Source organism: Mesorhizobium sp. EU05-FHT14A09, from assembly GCF_058790995.1.
Genome location: NZ_JBYTDF010000009.1, coordinates 1 through 17,457, shown reverse-complemented (window position 1 = coordinate 17,457; position 17,457 = coordinate 1). Strand labels below are relative to the sequence as shown.

General features: G+C 62.9%; 16 protein-coding genes. 6 read left to right on the top strand and 10 right to left on the bottom strand.

The window, feature by feature from the left end:
• Window positions 1-55: 55 nt before the first annotated feature.
• From AC3WTO_RS24275 to AC3WTO_RS24260, 4 genes are read right to left on the bottom strand one after another with little or no spacing between them, the layout of a single operon-like run.
• Entirely contained in the window at window positions 56-814 is a 759-nt protein-coding gene (locus AC3WTO_RS24275) for an ABC transporter permease (RefSeq protein WP_492463693.1), read from the bottom strand.
• A complete protein-coding gene (locus AC3WTO_RS24270) occupies window positions 814-1,638 on the bottom strand; it encodes an ABC transporter ATP-binding protein (RefSeq protein ID WP_492463694.1) in 825 nt (274 codons plus the stop codon). Before AC3WTO_RS24270 ends, AC3WTO_RS24275 begins: the two co-directional genes overlap by 1 nt.
• 11 nt (window positions 1,639-1,649) lie before the next feature.
• Window positions 1,650-2,621, bottom strand: coding sequence for an ABC transporter substrate-binding protein (locus tag AC3WTO_RS24265; RefSeq protein WP_492463695.1), 972 nt, complete (start codon window positions 2,619-2,621; stop codon window positions 1,650-1,652).
• Complete coding sequence (locus AC3WTO_RS24260; protein ID WP_492463696.1) at window positions 2,618-3,367, bottom strand: GntR family transcriptional regulator; 750 nt, start codon at window positions 3,365-3,367, stop codon at window positions 2,618-2,620. Before AC3WTO_RS24260 ends, AC3WTO_RS24265 begins: the two co-directional genes overlap by 4 nt.
• Window positions 3,368-3,486: 119 nt before the next feature.
• On the opposite strand from AC3WTO_RS24260, the gene AC3WTO_RS24255 reads away from it, so the two are divergent.
• Window positions 3,487-4,398: a formylglycine-generating enzyme family protein gene (locus AC3WTO_RS24255; RefSeq protein WP_492463697.1), complete on the top strand. Its 912-nt coding sequence runs from the start codon at window positions 3,487-3,489 to the stop codon at window positions 4,396-4,398.
• Here AC3WTO_RS24255 and AC3WTO_RS24250 read toward each other — a convergent pair.
• Entirely contained in the window at window positions 4,367-5,263 is an 897-nt protein-coding gene (locus tag AC3WTO_RS24250) for a DMT family transporter (RefSeq protein ID WP_492463698.1), read from the bottom strand. The two genes, AC3WTO_RS24255 and AC3WTO_RS24250, sit on opposite strands and share 32 nt — an antisense overlap.
• 166 nt (window positions 5,264-5,429) lie before the next feature.
• Here AC3WTO_RS24250 and AC3WTO_RS24245 point away from each other — a divergent pair, with 166 nt between their 5' ends.
• Window positions 5,430-6,320, top strand: a complete 891-nt coding sequence (locus tag AC3WTO_RS24245; RefSeq protein ID WP_492463699.1) for a LysR family transcriptional regulator — start codon at window positions 5,430-5,432, stop codon at window positions 6,318-6,320.
• Between the two features lie 52 nt (window positions 6,321-6,372).
• Here the strand turns inward: AC3WTO_RS24245 and AC3WTO_RS24240 are convergent, their stop codons facing one another.
• The 3 genes from AC3WTO_RS24240 to ppk2 form a co-directional block, all read right to left on the bottom strand.
• The gene (locus AC3WTO_RS24240; protein WP_492463717.1) at window positions 6,373-7,188 is read right to left on the bottom strand and encodes a transporter substrate-binding domain-containing protein; all 816 of its coding nucleotides are present in this window, start codon (window positions 7,186-7,188) and stop codon (window positions 6,373-6,375) included.
• A gap of 194 nt (window positions 7,189-7,382) precedes the next feature.
• Window positions 7,383-9,056 carry a peptidoglycan D,D-transpeptidase FtsI family protein gene (locus AC3WTO_RS24235; RefSeq protein ID WP_492463700.1) on the bottom strand — a complete coding sequence of 558 codons (1,674 nt, stop codon included), beginning with the start codon at window positions 9,054-9,056 and terminating at the stop codon, window positions 7,383-7,385.
• A 338-nt stretch (window positions 9,057-9,394) separates the two neighbouring features.
• Window positions 9,395-10,303, bottom strand: coding sequence for a polyphosphate kinase 2 (gene ppk2 / locus AC3WTO_RS24230; RefSeq protein WP_492463701.1), 909 nt, complete (start codon window positions 10,301-10,303; stop codon window positions 9,395-9,397).
• Between the two features lie 200 nt (window positions 10,304-10,503).
• Here ppk2 and AC3WTO_RS24225 point away from each other — a divergent pair, with 200 nt between their 5' ends.
• The 4 genes from AC3WTO_RS24225 to AC3WTO_RS24210 all read left to right on the top strand — a co-directional run bounded on the left by AC3WTO_RS24225 (window position 10,504) and on the right by AC3WTO_RS24210 (window position 14,360).
• Entirely contained in the window at window positions 10,504-11,766 is a 1,263-nt protein-coding gene (locus AC3WTO_RS24225; RefSeq protein ID WP_492463702.1) for a sensor histidine kinase, read from the top strand.
• A gap of 117 nt (window positions 11,767-11,883) precedes the next feature.
• Entirely contained in the window at window positions 11,884-12,609 is a 726-nt protein-coding gene (phoU, locus tag AC3WTO_RS24220) for a phosphate signaling complex protein PhoU (protein ID WP_492463704.1), read from the top strand.
• 239 nt (window positions 12,610-12,848) lie between these two features.
• Complete coding sequence (corA, locus tag AC3WTO_RS24215; RefSeq protein WP_492463705.1) at window positions 12,849-13,856, top strand: magnesium/cobalt transporter CorA; 1,008 nt, start codon at window positions 12,849-12,851, stop codon at window positions 13,854-13,856.
• Window positions 13,857-13,970: 114 nt separating this feature from the next.
• Window positions 13,971-14,360, top strand: a complete 390-nt coding sequence (locus tag AC3WTO_RS24210) for a VOC family protein (RefSeq protein WP_492463706.1) — start codon at window positions 13,971-13,973, stop codon at window positions 14,358-14,360.
• Between the two features lie 68 nt (window positions 14,361-14,428).
• Here the strand turns inward: AC3WTO_RS24210 and AC3WTO_RS24205 are convergent, their stop codons facing one another.
• Window positions 14,429-15,376, bottom strand: coding sequence for an amidohydrolase family protein (locus AC3WTO_RS24205; protein WP_492463707.1), 948 nt, complete (start codon window positions 15,374-15,376; stop codon window positions 14,429-14,431).
• 33 nt (window positions 15,377-15,409) lie between these two features.
• On the bottom strand, window positions 15,410-17,242 hold the full coding sequence (locus AC3WTO_RS24200; protein WP_492463708.1) for a CocE/NonD family hydrolase: 1,833 nt from the start codon (window positions 17,240-17,242) through the stop codon (window positions 15,410-15,412).
• Window positions 17,243-17,457 lie beyond the last annotated feature (215 nt).

Genomic DNA, 17,457 nt, shown 5'->3' with positions numbered 1-17,457 from the left:
CACGTATCAGGAATGACGGCTGGACCCGGGTGAGCGCGGGGCCAGCCGGGTTGGATCAGTAGCCGGTGACGCCTCTGAGATAGCGCTTGAACAGCGTGCGTCCGAGCAGCCGCCAGAGCCTGTCCGTGGCGAAGCCCAGGAGACCGAGCGCGATGATGGCGGCGAACATCCAGTCGACCTGGAAGTAGAGGCGCGAGGTCCAGATGATGTAGCCGAGCCCCGCTTCGGCAGCGAGCATTTCGGCCGCCGCGATCACCAGGAAGGAAGAGGCGAGCGCCAGCCGCATGCCGACATAGATCGAGGGTAACGAGGCCGGGATCATCACCCGGAAGAACACTTGCTTCCTGTTTGCGCCGAGGCAGCGCGCGGCATTCAGCTTGTCCTGCGAGATCGAGGACACACCGCTTGCCGTATTGACCATCACGATGAAGGCCGTTGCATAGGCGATCAGGATGATTTTCGACATCTCGCCGACGCCGAACCAGATGATGAACAACGTCACCAGCGCGATGGCCGGGACGAAGCGGAAGAAGTGGATGAACGGGTCGACCAGGTGTCGCGCCACAGGCGAGACCCCGACCGCGAGCCCGATTGGAATGGCGATGGCGCTGCCGATGAGCCAACCCGAGAGAATGCGCGTCATCGATACCAGTACCGACTGGGTCAATACGCCTTCCGACAGCATCTGCGTCGCGCCGTTGAACACAGCGACAGGCGTGGGCAGGAACATGGGATCGACCAGCCAGGTCGAAGCCGCCTGCCACAGGATGATGAAGACGGCGACACTCAGGGCCGACCAGGCATAGGATGGCATCAGTTTAGTTCCCATTGCGACGCCGCTTCCCGCTCGATGTCGCCTTCGATGGCCTTGACGGCATCGGCGAAACGGCCGTCGAGATCGTCGCGCGGATAGGGCAGGTCGATGTCGTAGATGCGGGTGATGTTGGCGCGCGGCCCCCGGCTCATGACGGCGACGCGTTGGCCCAGCAACACCGCTTCGCGGATGTCGTGCGTGACGTAGACCATGGTGCAGCCGGTCTCGCGCCATATCCGTGTCAGCTCTTTCTGCAGGACGCGGCGCGTCAGCGCATCGAGCGCGGCGAAGGGTTCGTCGAACAGGATCAATTCCGGTTCGGCGGCCAGGGTGCGGGCGATCTGCACGCGCTGTTTCATGCCGCCGGAAAGCTCATGCGGAAATTTCTGCTCATGTCCGCGCAGGCCGACCAGGTCGACGTGATGTTGCGCGATGGCGCGACATTCGACGCCGGGCTTGCCGGCGACGCTCGGACCAAAGCCGACATTTTCCGCCACGTTAAGCCACTGGAACAGTGGTTCTTCGATGGACTGGAACACCATGCCACGACGCCGGTCCGGCCCTGAAATGGGCTGGCCATTGGCCAGGACCCGCCCTTCGGTCTGTCTTTCGGTTCCGGCCACGATCTTGAGCAGGGTCGACTTGCCCGAGCCGCTCGGCCCGACGAGCACGAAGAACTCTCCCTTCGCAACGGTCACCGAGAGGTCGGCGAGGATCAGTTCGCTGCCGGCCTTCTGGCCGGGATAGGCCATGCCGACCTTGTCGAAGACGACCGCCGGCGCGGCGCCCGGCTGGTCGGGCTCGTTTGCTGAAATGCCTGTCATGATCGTGCCGCTCAATTGCCCAGCTTGACCAGGCCGGGTGCCGCCTTTTCGAGGAATTCCGGGTTTACGCCCTTGTCGAAGCTGACCGATCGCGACTTGGTCCTGGCGAGGAAGTCGGCAACCTCGTTGAAGCCGCTGCGCTCATAGTCCGTGAGCGCGAGTGCGAATTCGTTGTAGTTGAGCAGATCGCGCATGGTTTCGCGCGGCGCACGGGTGTTCCTGGCGATGAGGCCTGCTGCCTCGTCCTTGTTCTGCGCGATGAACTGGCTTGCCGCGTCAAGCGCGCGCAGCGTCGCCACCGTCAGCTCTGGATGCTTCTGCGTGAAATCGGTCTGGGCAACGATATAGGCGCTGCTGCTGCGCTTGGCGGCGGCGTCATCGGTCAGCACGTAGTGCTTGCCGCCGTCGATCGTTCTTTGCGTGCCGTCAGCCCAGACGAAGGCGGCGTCGATGCGGCCGGAACGAAGCGAAGCGACGATCTCCATGAGGCTGGTGAAGCCGACGATCTCGACCTTGTCCTCGGGGATTCCATTTTCCTCGAGATATTTGATCGTGATCAGATGCTGCGCGGTGCCGGTGGCGATGCCGATCTTCTTGCCGACCAGATCCTTGGCTTGCTTGATGTCGTTGCTGACAACCAGCTTGTGGAAGCCCGGCATGCTGTGAAAGATGCCGGCAAGCACGGTGAGCTTGCCGCCCTGCATGCGGGACACGATGGGGAAGTCGAGCCCGACCGCCATGTCGGCGCGGCCGATCAGAAGCGCATCGATCGCTTCGACGCCGGTGGCGAAGGTGGTGATCTGCGCGTCGATCCCTTCCTTCTCGAAGAAGCCCTTTTCCTTGGCGATCCATATCTGGGAGCCGGTGGTGTAGGCGTCCACACCGAAGCGCACCGGCGCAAGGGTTTGTGCCACGGACATCTGCGCCGAGAAGAGCCAGAAGGCTGATACGAGGCTAAGGACAGTCTTTGCAAAGCGGGTCATTTCGGTTCGTCCTCCGGCGCAGGGGCGGCATTCCCCTGGAAATGAGCGGGTGCGAGCGCCATCACCTGATGGCTGTTCAGAAGATGCGGGACCATCCAGGAGCGCGAGGCGAGGGGGACGCTTCCATCGCCCGAATGCACGAGGGCAGTGCTCCAGAGGAGCGCGTCTCCCTCGTTTACCTGGAGCAGGTTGGCGATTTCGTCGGTTGCGTTGATCGCGGACGTGCGTGTCGAGAGTGATGCGCCATCGACGACGGTGAAAGGGGCGATGGCGGCGAGCGCATTGTGCTCGGTCAACGCGTTGAAGGCATTCAGCGGCACGCCAGGCGCGAGATAGTGGTCGACCAGGATGCAGGGTTGGTCGTTGGCCAGGAACAACCAGCGCAAGCGCTGGCTCGGCTTCTCGGCGGCCAGGCCAAGGATTGCGGCGATCTCTTCCGGAGCGATGGCTTCGCCGCGAACGATCTCGCGGAAGGACGGCTTCATTCCCGCGTTCTCGATCAGCTTCCAGAAGCCGGGAGCGCCGGTCAGTGCGTTGAGAATGGGGGGATTGGCTATGAATGTGCCGACGCCGTGCTTGTTCTTGAGCAGGCCCTTGGCCATCAGGTCGGCATAGGCCTCGCGCAATGAGTTGCGGCTGAGGCCGAGCATCCGGGATATGTCCACTTCCGCTGGCAGACGGTCACCCACCGCCAGTTTTTGCCTGCGGATATACTGCATGACACGCTCAGTCGCAGTGCCCGACATCGCTCTCTCCTCCAAGAGGTAGGACGTCCTACCTTTACGTGTTCTCGGGAAAGAGTCAAACTCCTTGGGCTCCTGTGTCGGATTCACATGCCATGGCTTGTTGCACCCCGGGCCCGCCCGTGACGGATCGTCTCCGCGAAGAAGTCGTCGCGCCCGCTCCGCTTGTGCTGGACAATCATCCGGAAATGGCGCGGATTCCGGCTGGACGCTGGCTGTTGGGGGAGGAGCGGACGTTCGCCAATCCTGATGATGGCGAAGGGCCGGTGAGGCAGGTCGACCTGCCTGCCTTCCTCATGGACAAGACCGCTGTGACAAACCATGCCTTCGCATCATTTGTCGGCACAACAGGTTACATCACGGACGCCGAGCGTCTTGGCTGGTCGTTCGTCTTCATGGCGCAGGCACACCCGAAGGCGGCAATCGTCACGGATACGGACGCAAGCGCACCGGAGTGGTGGCTTCCCGTTCGCGGTGCCTGCTGGCATGCCCCGGACGGCTCGGGGTCGTCTCTGCGTGGATTGCAGGACCATCCCGTCGTTCACGTTTCATGGAACGATGCCGCCGCCTTTGCCGCGTTCGCCGGCAAGCGGCTACCCACGGAAGCCGAGTGGGAAGCGGCGGCGCGAGGTGGACTTCAACGGGCGATCTATGCCTGGGGCGACGACCTGCATCCGGGTGGGCGCCACATGTGCAACATCTGGCAAGGGCGATTTCCCCTGAACAACACCGCAGACGACGGATATCTCGGTACCGCGCCGGCGCACAGCTTTCCCCCCAATGGCTTCGGGCTCTACAACACGCTCGGCAATGTATGGGAATGGACGGCTTCGCGCTGGTCGGATGAGGCGTCCGGTTTGATGGCGATGCGCGGCGGATCCTATCTTTGTCACGCAAGCTATTGCGATCGCTATCGGGTCGCTGCCCGGACCTGCAATCATTTCGGCGCCACTTCCAGTCATTTGGGCTTTCGCTGCGCGGCTGATCCTGGATCAGAATCCGTCAGCCGCGCGAGGTCATCCAGACACCGATGAGCGTCACGCCGAGCCCTGCGAACATCGTCAGCGTCAACGGTTCCGAAAACAGGGCCCATGACCACAGCATGGTGACGGGTGGGCTGAGATAGATCGCGGCACTGACCTTCGCGGCCGGGAACATCCGCAGCGCCGTGTAGTACAGGGAATAGGCAGCGAAGGTCGCGAACAGCACCAGCCACGCCACGCCGATGGCAAAGTTCATGGTCATCGGCGGCGCGATTTTGCCTTCCAGCAGTGCGCAGATCCCAAACAGCGCAGCCCCTGTGAACGTGTGGATGCAAAGGCTCTGGTGGACCGGCATGTGTCCGCTCCGTCGTCGTTTGTGCAGCACGGATGCCACCGCGAAGACCAGCATCGACCCGACGGTCAGGCCATAGGCCCAGAGCGGCGCGGTGCCGAAACTCAGGCTGTCGAGCGACACGATGAGCACACCTGCGACGGCGACCGCGGTTCCCAGCCATTGCCGCCTGCTGAGCTGCTCGCCCAGCACCGGTTGCGACAGCACGGCGATCGCCAGCGGCAGCAGGTCCGAGGTCAATGCGACAAGGCCTGTCGGAACCCTCTGCTCGATCGCCAGGGCAAAGCCGCCGAGATAGAGGAACACCGACATCACCCCGAACCACATCTGGCCAAGCACCGCGCGTGGCGTCATCTTCGGACCGATCGCCAGGGCGAACGGCAACAGGATCAGGCCTGAGATCAGCGTGCGCCAGAACAGGAGGGTGACGACATTCGTTTCCTCGCTCGCATAGCGGGTGCCGACGAACCCGGAACTCCATGCCATGACGAGAAGCGAGGCCATCAAAGGCCAGACAAACCGGCTTCGGTTCTGTGCGGTCAGGGTCAGCGGCTGGTTGGTCATCGTCTACCGATCGGATTATTCCCTGGCAGCTATCAGCAACGGATCGGTGGAGGCTCATGACAAATTTCGATCGATACATGACATCATCGTCGAATTGGTCATTTGAAAATTGCTTTCCGAAGCCCGCCGTGGCTGAATGATCACGATGCAGCGTGAGCGCGGGAACATGACGGACCTCAACAGCCGGCGTCTGGAAATCGATGCGTTGCGGGCGCTGCTCGCCATCCGGCACCATGGCGGTGTCACGCGTGCCGCCGTAGCGCTGGGACTTTCCCAATCAGCCGTCAGCCACAAGATCAGGAGGCTGGAGACGAGCCTCGGCTGTGATCTCCTGAACCGCGTGCCTGGATCGACCGCCTTTACCGCGGCCGGCGACGATCTGCTCGACTATGCGGGGCGCATCCTGGGCCTTCATGACGAGGCCCTGCTCAGCCTGTCGAAGACCACACTCGCGGGACGGATTGCGCTTGGCCTGACCGAAGACACCACCTGCACCGCGCTTTCGCGCATCCTGGGCAGATTCGGCCGGCTGCACCCGCAGGTCAGCGTCCGAACCAAGGTTCGCATGAGCTTGGTGCTGAGATCGATGCTGGAGCGCGGCGAGATCGATGCGGCGGTGATTCAGGTGTTCGCGCATGAGGTGCGTCCGAGCGATCTCGTGCTCATGAAGGAGAAGCTCCATTGGGTGAAGCATCCCGATCTCGACCTGCCGGAAGACGGCGCCATACCGTTCCTGTCATTTGACGATGAATGTTTCTACCGCCGCTGGGCACTCGACATCGGGCAGGACGCAGGTGTCGTGCTCGAGACTGTCTTCGAGTGTTCGAGTGCCGCCGGTATCGTCGCGGCGGTCAACGCGGCGATGGGGGTTGCGCTGCTGAGCGGGCGGCATCTGCGCCCGGAGATGCAGATCATCGCAGGCAGACTGCCGCCGCCGCCACCGCTCGTCTATGTCGTGCGGCGTGGCCGCAAGGTTCGCAATCCCGCCCTTGATACCCTCGTGAAGGAGATCGAGAGCGAGACCAGCCGTTACGGCGGTCTGGCGCTCGCCGGTTGATCGGCAACGATCAGTTTGAATGACCGCCGGAGCGCAAGCCAATCCTCTGGGGTCAGTAGAAGCTGACCGGGAAGTAGCGCAGATAGAGTTCGGCGAAGGTGCCTTTCAGCGCGATCTGCTGCAGCGCGTAGTCGAGCGCCGCGGCAAGCGTCTTGTCGTCGGGCTTGACCGCGATGGCCAGGCCCGTGCCGAGATATTCCGGCGCCAGATAGGGCCCGCCGGCGAAACGGCAGCAGTCCGCGGCGTCCGAGCCGGCCAGCCAGAAGCCGAAGCGCATGCCGTCGCCGAAAGCAGCGTCGATCTTGCCGGCCTTCATATCGGCAAACAGCGCTTCTTCGGTCGGGTAGGGAGCTGCCGTCACCTCCGGAAAGTCGTCGCGCAGCATGCGTTCATGCGCCGAATTCGCTACCACGCCGACGCGTTTGCCCTTCAGCTTCGCGTAAAGTGGCTCGCTCGCCGCCTTGGCCTTGGGCATGACGAAGCGTGCCGGAAACTGCAGGTAGGAACGCGAGAAAGCATATTTCTCGCGGGTTCCCTGCGACACCGCGACACCGGCCATGATCGCTTCGCCGTCGCCTCTGGCCAGTGCTGCATCGAGTTCCGCCCAGGGCAGGGCCTGGATCTGGCATTTGTCGGCAATGGCAAGCTCGGCGCAGATGGCGCGGGCGAGATCGACATGGAAGCCGGAAAGCTTGCCGGAGGTGTCGAGGAAATTGAACGGCGGGAAATCGGTGGTGGTCAGGAAGCGCAGGCGCGGCATCTGGCTGAGATCGGGTTTCGGCAGCCGCTCATTGGCATCCCACAGCATCGGCGGCTGCGGTTCGGCAGCGCGCGCGGCCGGGCCGCAAACCAGCCCCAGGGCCGGCATTGCCAGAAGAACAGTCAGGGCCAAGCCGCGCAGCGTCACATCGAAACTCCTGTTCCGCTTTTCATACAATGGGGGAGTAGGCAGTCCAATGGGTCAGTAGGCAGTAGGCAGTAGGAATGTGCACCAGGCGACGCACTTGCAATTGGTTCAGGCCGACTGCCCACTGCCCATTGCCTACTGCCCCATTGGACTGCCTACTCGATGGTGATATTTCCAGCCGCGGCTTCCACGTCGAAGCTGGGCATCACGCCGAGCATCGGAGCCGCGCGGCGGATGATGTTGGCTGCCATCGGGCCGGCGCTGAAGCCGGCGGTGGCGGCACGGTCCGAGTTTTCCCGCTTCGGTTCGTCGACGATGGTCAGGATCACGAATTGCGGATCGTCCATGGGCAGCGCGGCAACGAAAGCGTTGAAATTCCGGTCCTTGGAATAGCGGCCATTGACCACCTTCTCCGCGGTACCGGTCTTGCCGCCGACGCGATAGCCGGGAACCGCCGCGGACCTGCCGGAGCCTTTTTCGCCGTTCAGCTTGTAGATGTAGCGCATGTCCCGGCTGGTCTGGTCTTTGACCACCCGTTCGGAAACGGCAAGGGCTTCCTGCAGGCTTCGTGGCAGAAAGGTCGGCGGCATCAGCCGGCCACCATTCATCAGGGCAACCACGCCGACCGCAGTCTGCAACGGCGTTGTCGAGAAACCATGCCCGAAGGCCGCCGTGATCGAATGCACTTTCTTCCAGACACGCGGCTCGGTGGGCTGAGCGACCTCCGGCAATTGTGTCCGCGTGCGGTCGAGCAGACCGAGGCGCTTGAGGAAGTCACGATGCCCCTCGATGCCGACTACATCCGCCTCGCGGGCCGAACCGATGTTGGAGGAATACAGGAAGACTTCCGGCAGGGTCAGCACTCTGCCTTTGCCGCGAAAATCCCTGATGATCTGCCGCCCGATCCTGAGCGGCTGGCTGGCGTCGAACGTGCTGTTGAGGTCAACCTTGCCGGAGTCCAGCGCCATCGCGGTGGTGAAGCTCTTGATGGTGGAACCCATTTCGTAGAGCCCTGCCGACATGCGGTTCAGCTTGTCCGGGCTCTGGGCATCGAACGGGTCATTCGGGTCGAAGTCGGGAACGGACGCCATGGCAACGACTTCACCCGTCTTGGCATTGATCACGACGGCTCCGGCGGCAATCGCGCGAAAGCGCGTCATGGCCTGGAGCGCCTCGTCACGCACGATGTGCTGCACGCGCAAGTCGACGGACAATCTGACCGGGGTGAGGTTTGCGGCCGTTGCCATGCCCAGCTGCTGCAGATCGGCCAGCCCCTGGTCGTCGATGTATTTTTCCAGGCCGGAGATGCCGCGGTTGTCGAGATTGGTCAGCCCGACGATGTAGGAGGTGACGGGTCCGCCGGGATAAAAGCGCCGTTTCTCGGAACGGAAGCCGATGCCGGGCAGGCCGAGGGCCATGATGTCGCCCTGCTGCCTGGGGGTGAGCTGGCGGCGCAGCCAGACAAATCCCTTGCCGCTCTTCAGCTTCGCGTAGGTATCCTCCACATCGAGATCGGCGAGCACCGTCGACAGTTTTTCGATGACCTCATCCACGTCGACGATGCGGCGCGGCTCGGCAAACAGCGAAGACATCTTGATATCGGTCGCCAGCAATGCGCCGTTGCGGTCGATGATGTCCGGCCGGGATGCGGTGGGGCGGATGACGGGGCCGTTGCTTTCCGGCACGCTCTGCATGCCCAGATAAACGAGGCGGCCACTCATCGCTGCGTAGACCGCGAGGAAACCGGCCGTGATGAAGACCACCCGGCGGCGCGGAGCGCGACGCCTGCCCTGTACGATCAGGGGGGTGCCAGGCGCGCGCCTGGCCATAAACCTCTGCTTCAGCCAGCCTGTCCAGCCCCCGACCATGCGACGCGTTCCCACGCGCTGTTTTTGCGACAGCGTCTTGATATCGTTAAAGAAATATACGGCGAACGCGTCGATCTATGGTTTAATTCGTGAAAAATCGCTTAAAAGTTAAATTAACCTTTATGGCCAGCCCCGGAATTCCGGTGGAAATCGATATAAGTCACGCAATATGGTTAACGGCGGCGGCGTTAAACTTGGTGGGAAGGGAATAGGGGAGTAAGGCAGCAGGGCAATGTTGCCAGATATCTGCGCGTTTCCGCGGAAAACCTGTTTCCCACTCCCCCAATCCCTTACTCCCCTCACTTCACGAATGAAGGCCCTTCGCCGATGATCTTCTTGTCTTCCTTGCCGATCGCCGCGACGTCGCGGCCCTCGTAGGGCAGGCTGAGCAGGATGCGGCGGATGACGGCGATGCGGGCGCGGCGCTTGTCGTTGGCGCGCACGATGATCCACGGCGCGTGCTTGGCGTGCGTGCGCTTGAACATCTCGTCGCGCGCCTTGGTGTAGTCATCCCATTTGTTCACGCCGGCGATGTCGATGGGCGAGAACTTCCAGTTCTTCAGCGGGCTGTGGCGGCGGTCGTGGAACCGCGCCAGCTGCGTTTCGCGGCCGATGTCGAGCCAGATCTTGAAGAAATGGATGCCGTCATTGGTAATCATCTTCTCGAAATGCGGCACTTCGTCGAGGAAGTCCTCATGCTGCTGCGGCGTGCAGAAGCCCATCACCGGTTCGACGCCTGCGCGGTTGTACCAGGAGCGATCGAACGACACGAGCGCGCCGGCCGTCGGGAAATGGTTCACATAGCGCTGGAAGTACCATTGCCCCTTTTCGGTTTCGGTCGGCTTGGTCAGCGCCACATTCTGCGCACTGCGCGGATTGAGGAACTGGTGCAGCGCGAAGATCGAGCCGCCCTTGCCGGCGGCGTCACGGCCCTCGAACAGCGCCATCACGCGCTGTCCGCTCGCCTGCAGCCATGCCTGCGCCTTCACCAACTCGATCTGCAACTGCTCCAGCGTCTCGGCGTAATCCTCGCTTTTCATCTTCTTGTCGTAGGGATAGCCGCCCGCCGACAGCTTGTTCTCCTCGATCCATTCCGGCAGTTCCGCTGCATCGATGTCGAACAAACGCTCCTTGCCATCGATCTGGATCTTGAGCGGTTCCGGGATCGCGATGCCGGCAACCGGGGTGATGGGCTTTTCTTTTTTCATCGATACGAACCTCTGCAACTTTCAAACTCATGCTATGGGGAGCCGGTAATAGGGTCCAGCGGGAAGTTGGCACTGGAGCGTTTCCGCCTTTCACGGAAATGCGGAAACGCTCTAAGTCTTTGTTACGCAATTCCGGACGCAAAACCGTCACACAGTTTTCCCGGAATCGCGCTAGGCCGCCCGGATGGATTGGAGTGCATATGAGCGACGTTACGGGTGAGGATCGCCATTCCAGGACGAGTTTGATGGTCAGGCTGTGGGAGTCGCGCTGGTATCTCCTGGCGGGTCTTGCGGCCGTGACGGTCGCCTATGGCTTCGGGCCGGGCAGGGCCTGGGCCTTGCCACTGGCTGTCCTGCTGCTGTTTGCAGCGCTTTTTAGCGCCAAGCCGCGCGCGCGCGTCGCAGAAAAGGCAAGGGAAGTGGAGGCCGAGGGCCTGCAGCGCCTTTCCGGCGAATATCTTGCGGCTGCCGTCGCCGATCCCTTGATCATCTTCGACCGCACCACCACGGTCGTTCACGCCAATGCCGCCGCGTTCGCTGCATTCGGTGGCATGTCGCCCGGCCTGTCGCTGCCGCTGAAATTCCGTGCGCCCGAAATGCAGGCGCTGCTCGACAGCGTCGTCTCGGGCAAGGTCGCCTCCGATGCGCTCGATTACCTCGAGAAGCTTCCCGTCGAGCGCGTCTACAGGGTCAGCGCCTCCTCCGTCGGCAACGGCACGGACCTGTTCGTGCTGGTGTTCAAGGACCAGAGCGAGGCACGCCGCATCGACCGCATGCGCGCCGACTTCATCGCCAATGCCAGCCATGAGCTGCGCACGCCGCTCGCCTCGATCGCCGGTTTCATCGAGACGCTGCGCGGTCCGGCCCGCAACGACCCGGCAGCGCGCGAGCAATTCCTGCAGATCATGCAGAACCAGACCAGCCGCATGGCGCGCCTGATCGACGACCTGCTGTCGCTGTCGCGGCTGGAGATGAAGCCCTATCTGAAGGCCGGTGCGCGGGTGGATCTGCGCCAGACACTCGAAAGCGTCATCGATTCGCTCAGCCCGCTGGCCCGCGACAGCAATCTCGTCGTCGAGCGTGATTTCGCCGAGGGCGAACTTGCCGTGCCGGGCGATCGCGACGAGCTGTTCCAGGTGTTCGAGAACCTTCTGGAAAACGCCTGCAAATACGGCCAGTCCGGCGGCCGCGTCGCTGTCAGCGTCGCGCCCGGCGGAACCACTGCCGAGCCGACCGTCGACGTCACCATCCGCGATTTCGGTCCCGGCATCGCGGAGGAACACATCCCGCGCATCACCGAACGCTTCTACCGCGTCGATGTCGAAACCAGCCGTGCCCAGAAGGGAACCGGCCTCGGCCTGTCCATCGTCAAGCACATTTTGACCCGCCATCACGCACGCATGTCGATCCGCTCGGAACTCGGCAAAGGAGCGGCTTTCACGGTCCATTTGCCAGCAAACTAGATTTTAGCGCAAATGCAGACTATCTCTGGGGAAAGCGTTTCGTCTTACTGTCACATGGCTGGCGTATCAGCAGTCAATTGACAGGCGAATCACCGCACATTCCAGAAGGCAATGCCCATGCAGTCCGTGCATATTGTCAGCGCTTATGACGAGGAACTGAAGTTCCTGGCCAAGCGCATTGCGGCCATGGGCGGTCACGCGGAACGCATGGTCGAACAGGCGGTGACGGCGCTCGTCAATGCCGACCAGGATCTCGCCCAGAAGGTGATCCGTGACGACATCGTGCTCGACGAGGGCCAGCGCGAGATCGACGACAAGGCCATCCTCATCATCGCACGGCGCCAGCCGATGGCGACCGACCTGCGCGAGATCGTCGGCGCCATCCGCATCTCCGCGGACCTCGAGCGTGTTGGCGACCTCGGCAAGAACGTCGCCAAGCGGGTGATGTCGGTGACCGACGGTCGTGATGCCACCAGCCTCTATCGCGGGCTCGAAGCACTGGCCAATCTTGCTTTGATCCAGCTCAAGGAAGTGCTCGACGTCTATGCCTCGCGCTCGGTCGAGAAGATCGGCCTGGTGCGCGACCGCGACGAGCAGATCGACGCCATGTACACCTCGCTGTTTCGCGAGCTGTTGACCTACATGATGGAAGATCCGCGCAACATCACCTCCTGCACGCATCTGCTGTTCTGCGCCAAGAACATCGAGCGTATCGGCGACCACGCCACCAACATCGCCGAGACCATCTATTACATCGTCACCGGCGACCAGATGCCGGCCGACCGCCCGAAGGAAGACAAGACCGATCGGGTGGTGGTGCAGCAGGCTGAGGTGGTGAAGTAGGGAAGAGGCAGTGGGCGGTAGGGAATAGGCAGTAGGCAGTAGGGGAATAAGGCAATAGGGCAGTTTGCTGTCCTGATTGCTTCTCCGCCAACTCCATCCCAGCCACCGCGGATCAGGCAACATTGCCTTATTCCCTTACTGCCTACTGCCTACTGCCTCTGCCACCTGCCTATTCCCTTGCCATCACGCCAAGCCAGGTTCACTCTACGCCGCAGAGTGAGGTTCCTCGGGAGGCGACGATGGACCATGTTCGCGATTTCACACCGGGGCCGCAGGATCAGCGCATCGTCGCTTCGAGCGTCTATGTCAGCGGGCGGCGCGTTGCCGATATCCCGATCGAGGAAGCCGGCGAATGGTCGCGCAAGAAGGACCATGTCGTCTGGATAGGCCTGCTCGAGCCCGACCGCGACCTGTTGCGGCGCGTGCAGGCGCAGTTCAACCTGCATGATCTGGCCATCGAGGATGCCGAGCACGCGCACCAGCGGCCGAAGCTCGAGCAGTATGGCGACGCGCTCTTCATCGTCGCCCGCACGGCGCAACTGGTGGAGAAACGCGTCAGCTTCGGCGAGACGCATCTGTTCATCGGCAAGGGCTATCTGGTCAGCGTCCGCCACGGTCCCTCCACGTCCTACGCCACGGTGCGTCAGCACTGGGAGACCTGCCCGACATCCTTGGCCAAGGGCGAGGATTTCGTCCTCTATGCCATCCTCGATTTCATCGTCGACAACTATTTCCCGGTGCTGGAGCAGATCGAGGACGAGGTCGAGGAGATCGAAGACGGCGTGCTGGTCAAGCCGATGGACGCCAAGGCGATCGAGCGCCTCTACATGCTCCGCCGTGACCTCTTGCGCCTGCGCAACGCGGCGCTGCCGCTGGTCGAGGTCTGCCGCCGGCTGACCAGTTCCGAACTGCCGCAGATCGATGCCGACATGCATCCGCTGTTCCGCGATGTCACCGACCATATCCGCACCGTGCAGGAGAAGATCGATTCCCTGCGTGAGGTGCTGGCGTTCGCCTTCGAAGCGAGCCTTCTGGTCGGCCAGAGCCAGGAGACGGCGATCTCCAAGAAGCTCGCCTCATGGGCCGCCATCCTGGCGGTGCCGACCGCCTTCGCCGGCATCTACGGCATGAACTTCAACGACATGCCGGAACTGAAGATGGAATATGGCTATCCGACCGTGCTGGCGGCCATCGCCGGCATCTGCGTCTTCCTCTACTGGCGCTTCAGGAAGAACGGGTGGCTGTGAAAACGAGGCAGTCGGCAATCGGCAGTCGGCAATAGGGTAACAACGGCTGCCTCATTTCCGGTCCTCATCTTTTTTCGATTGCCGACTGCCTATTGCCGACTGCCTAGGGACCTCATGCTTCACCACGTCGAAATCTACGTCTCCGACCTCAAGGCTTCGCATGCGTTCTGGGCCAACATCCTGGCCAGGATCGGCTATGAGGAAACCGGCCATTGGGATGACGGATTCACGCTCGAGCATGGCGACGACGGCTACCTGACCTTCGTGCAGGTCGCCGATAAATATCGGGAACACGGCTACCATCGCTGCGGCGTCGGGCTCAATCATCTCGCCTTCAAGGTCAAGGGCAGGGAAGCCGTCGATGCGCTCCGGAACTATTGCATCGAACACGGCATCCCCAGCCTCTATGACGAGAAGTATCCGTTCGCGAATGGTGGCACGGATTATTACGCCCTGTTCGTCGAAGACCCGGACCGGATCAAGGTGGAGTTCGTGGCGGAATAGGCAGTAGGCAGTAGGCAGTAGGCAGTAGGCAGTAGGCAGTAGGAATTGCGTTCTCTATGCCCAACTGCCTACTGCCTGATCTTGAACAATTCCGCCGCATTCCGATCGAGGATCGCCTCGACGTCCTGCTGCGGCAGTCCTGCCCGTTCGATGTAGCTGACCGTGGTTGCGAAGAATTCGCCGGGCTGGAATGGGAAGTCGGTTCCAAACAGCAGCCGGTCGGCGCCGAAGGTGTCGATCGCGGCCCGCAGCGCCGGCACGTGGTCGTGGCCGACGGTGTCGTACCAGAGGCGCTGCGCGGCCAGGCTCGGCTTTTCCGGCGTTCCCGGCGCTTCCCAGGCCACGTGCTGGTCGATCCTTTCCAGCGTCATCGGCAGCAGCCCGCCGAAATGCGGAATGATGATCCTGATGCCGGGGAAGCGGCTGGGGATGCCCTTGAGGATCAGCTGCATGGCGGCGACCGTGTCTTCGACCGGCGCACCGATCGACCAGGTCAGTTGATGCTCGGTGATCAGCGGCGAATGCGCGCCATGGCCGGCGGGATGGACGGACAGCACGCTCTGCCGGCGGTCGAGTTCCCGGTAGAGCGGCTCGAACCACGCGTCGGCGATCGAACGGCCAAGCACCGAGGTGGTGATGCAGGCGCCGAGCATGCCGAGTTGCGAGATCGCCCGGTCGAGCTCGGCAAGCGAGGCGTCGACATGGGGCAACGGCAGCGAGGCGATGGCCCGGAACCGGTCCGGGTGGCGTTTGACCAACGCGGCATATTCGTCATTGACCTGCCGCGCCGCCGCGACGGCGGTTGCCTCGTCCTCGAAATGCGGCGACAGCGGCGTGGCGGTCAACACCTGCAGGTCGATGCCGACGGCGTCGAGCATGGCGAAGCGGGCGGCAAGCTCGTCATCCGTCACGCCGGCGCCCAACTGCCGGTAGGCGGCGACTTCGTTTCTGCCGAAACCCTCGAGCAGGTCCAGATAGGCGCTGCTCCAGGCATGGGCGTGTACATCGATGCGCATGGTCTGATCGTCCTGTTGGCTGTTGCGAAACGCTCACTGCGCCTCGGTGATCGGTTTCGGCATGACCGACAGCAGCAGCCGCGATGGATTGGCGGCATCGTGCAGGACGCGCTGCTCGGCCACCACCGCGGTTCCGGCACCCTCGCGGTTGCCGTTGTTCAGGTTGCGGTCGTAATGCGGGAAGTTGGAACTGGAGATTTCGAGTGCGATGCGATGGCCGCGCTGGAACAGCGAGGAGGTCGGGCCGAGGTCGATCGTATATTTGATGACCTTGCCGGGTTCGAGCGGCGCGCGCCGTTCCAGGGAGTCGCGCATGCTGGCGCGGATGATGCCGTTGGCCAGGTTGTAGGCCTTGCCGTCGGGATGAACATCGACAAGCTTGGCGGTGAAATCTGTGTCGACGGCGGACGAACTTGCGTAGAGCTCGACCGTGACCGGCCCGGTCACCTCCATGTCCTGCTCCAGCGGCGGCGTGGCGTAATAAAGCACGTCGGCGCGGTCCTCAACGCTCGCCTGGTCGACAGGACCGATCGGCGCGCTGTCGGGCGAACAGCATGAATGTCCGCCGAGGCTAGGCACCGGATCGGCGGGATCGTAGCGGTACTGGTCGGCGGCCTGCTGTACCTCAGGCTTCTCCGTCGCCAGCGCGCCATTGCCGAAACGTGTGTTGGCCTGGCCACGGCTCTGCAGATAGAACGAGACGGTCTTGGCCTCCGCCGGCGGCCAGCTGTCCGCCTCGCGCCAGCGATTGGCGCCCATGACGAAGATGCGGACCGGCTTGTCGGCGTCGAGCCCGTTGGCCTCGCCCTTCAGCCAGTGGTCGAACCAGCGCAGCAAAAGCGTGTCGATCGGATTGGTCGCCTCGGCGCCGAAATCCAGTTCGCCGACCTTCTGCAGCCAGGGCATGTGGCTCCATGGCCCGATGACCAGGCGCTGTCCCGAGCGGGCTGCATCCGAGCCGCCTTGTTCGCGCATGCCGGCATAGTTCTCGACGCCGCCGCGCAGGAAGACGTCGTACCAGCCGGCGAGATTGAGGGCTGGCACCGTGATCTGCGGATAGCGCGCGCGGATGCTCCAGGGTCTCCAGTAGGAATCCCACGTGTCGTGGGCGATCCAGTCGGCATAATAGGGCGCAACCGCCTCCTCGTATTGCGATGCGGGCAACAGGCGCGACAGCGGCGACTGGGCGTAGACCGACGAAAGCTTGCCCGCAGCGGCCTGGATGTCGTTCAGCGCCTGCTGGTTGCCCTGTCGCCGCGACGCCGACAACGCCACCGATGTCAGCGGCCACGACTGGATGAAAGCCTGCGACAGCGCGCCGCCTTCATAGGTCCAGCCGTTGAAATAGTCCGATCCGGTCTGCGCCGGCGCGATCGCCGCCAGATGCGGCGGCCGCTCGGCAGCGGCGAGCCACTGTGTCGCACCGACATAGGAGAAGCCATACATGCCGACCTTGCCGCTGGACCCGGGCAGGGCAGCGGCCCATTCGACGCTGTCATAGCCGTCCGCGCCCTCGTTGCGGAACGGGTAGAACGTGCCCTCGGATTTGTACTGGCCGCGCACGTCCTGAATGGCGACGATGTAGCAGTGCGAGGCATAGACTTCCGGCCGGGCATAGACGAAGGCCTGCGCGTCGCTCTTGTTGTAAGGCAGCCGCATCAAGAGCACGGGATAGGTGCCGGTTTCGCTCGGGCGATAGACATCGCCCAGCAGGGTGGTGCCGTCGCGCATCTTGGCCGGTACGTCGCGGTCGACCTTCACGGTGCAGGCGGCCGACCATGCCGGCGTGGCGGTCAGGGCGGCGGTCGTCATCGCAGCGGCAATGATGGCGCTGCGGGCAAGCAGCGATGGGTTCGGCTGGCGCATTTCAGGATCCTGCGAAAGGGACAAACAGGACCATCGTGCAGACGGTGGCACAGCCGTCTATCTGCCAGGATCGCAGTGGGGGCATGCGAAAGCGTATGGGGGCGGGGAGCCTTGCGCGGGCCTTATCTCCCCCCTTGCGGGACCGTTGCAAAACTCAGCGAAGATAGCCGGCGGATGAAGAATAGGCGCTGCAGGGGGCTTCCCGGGAGGGATTT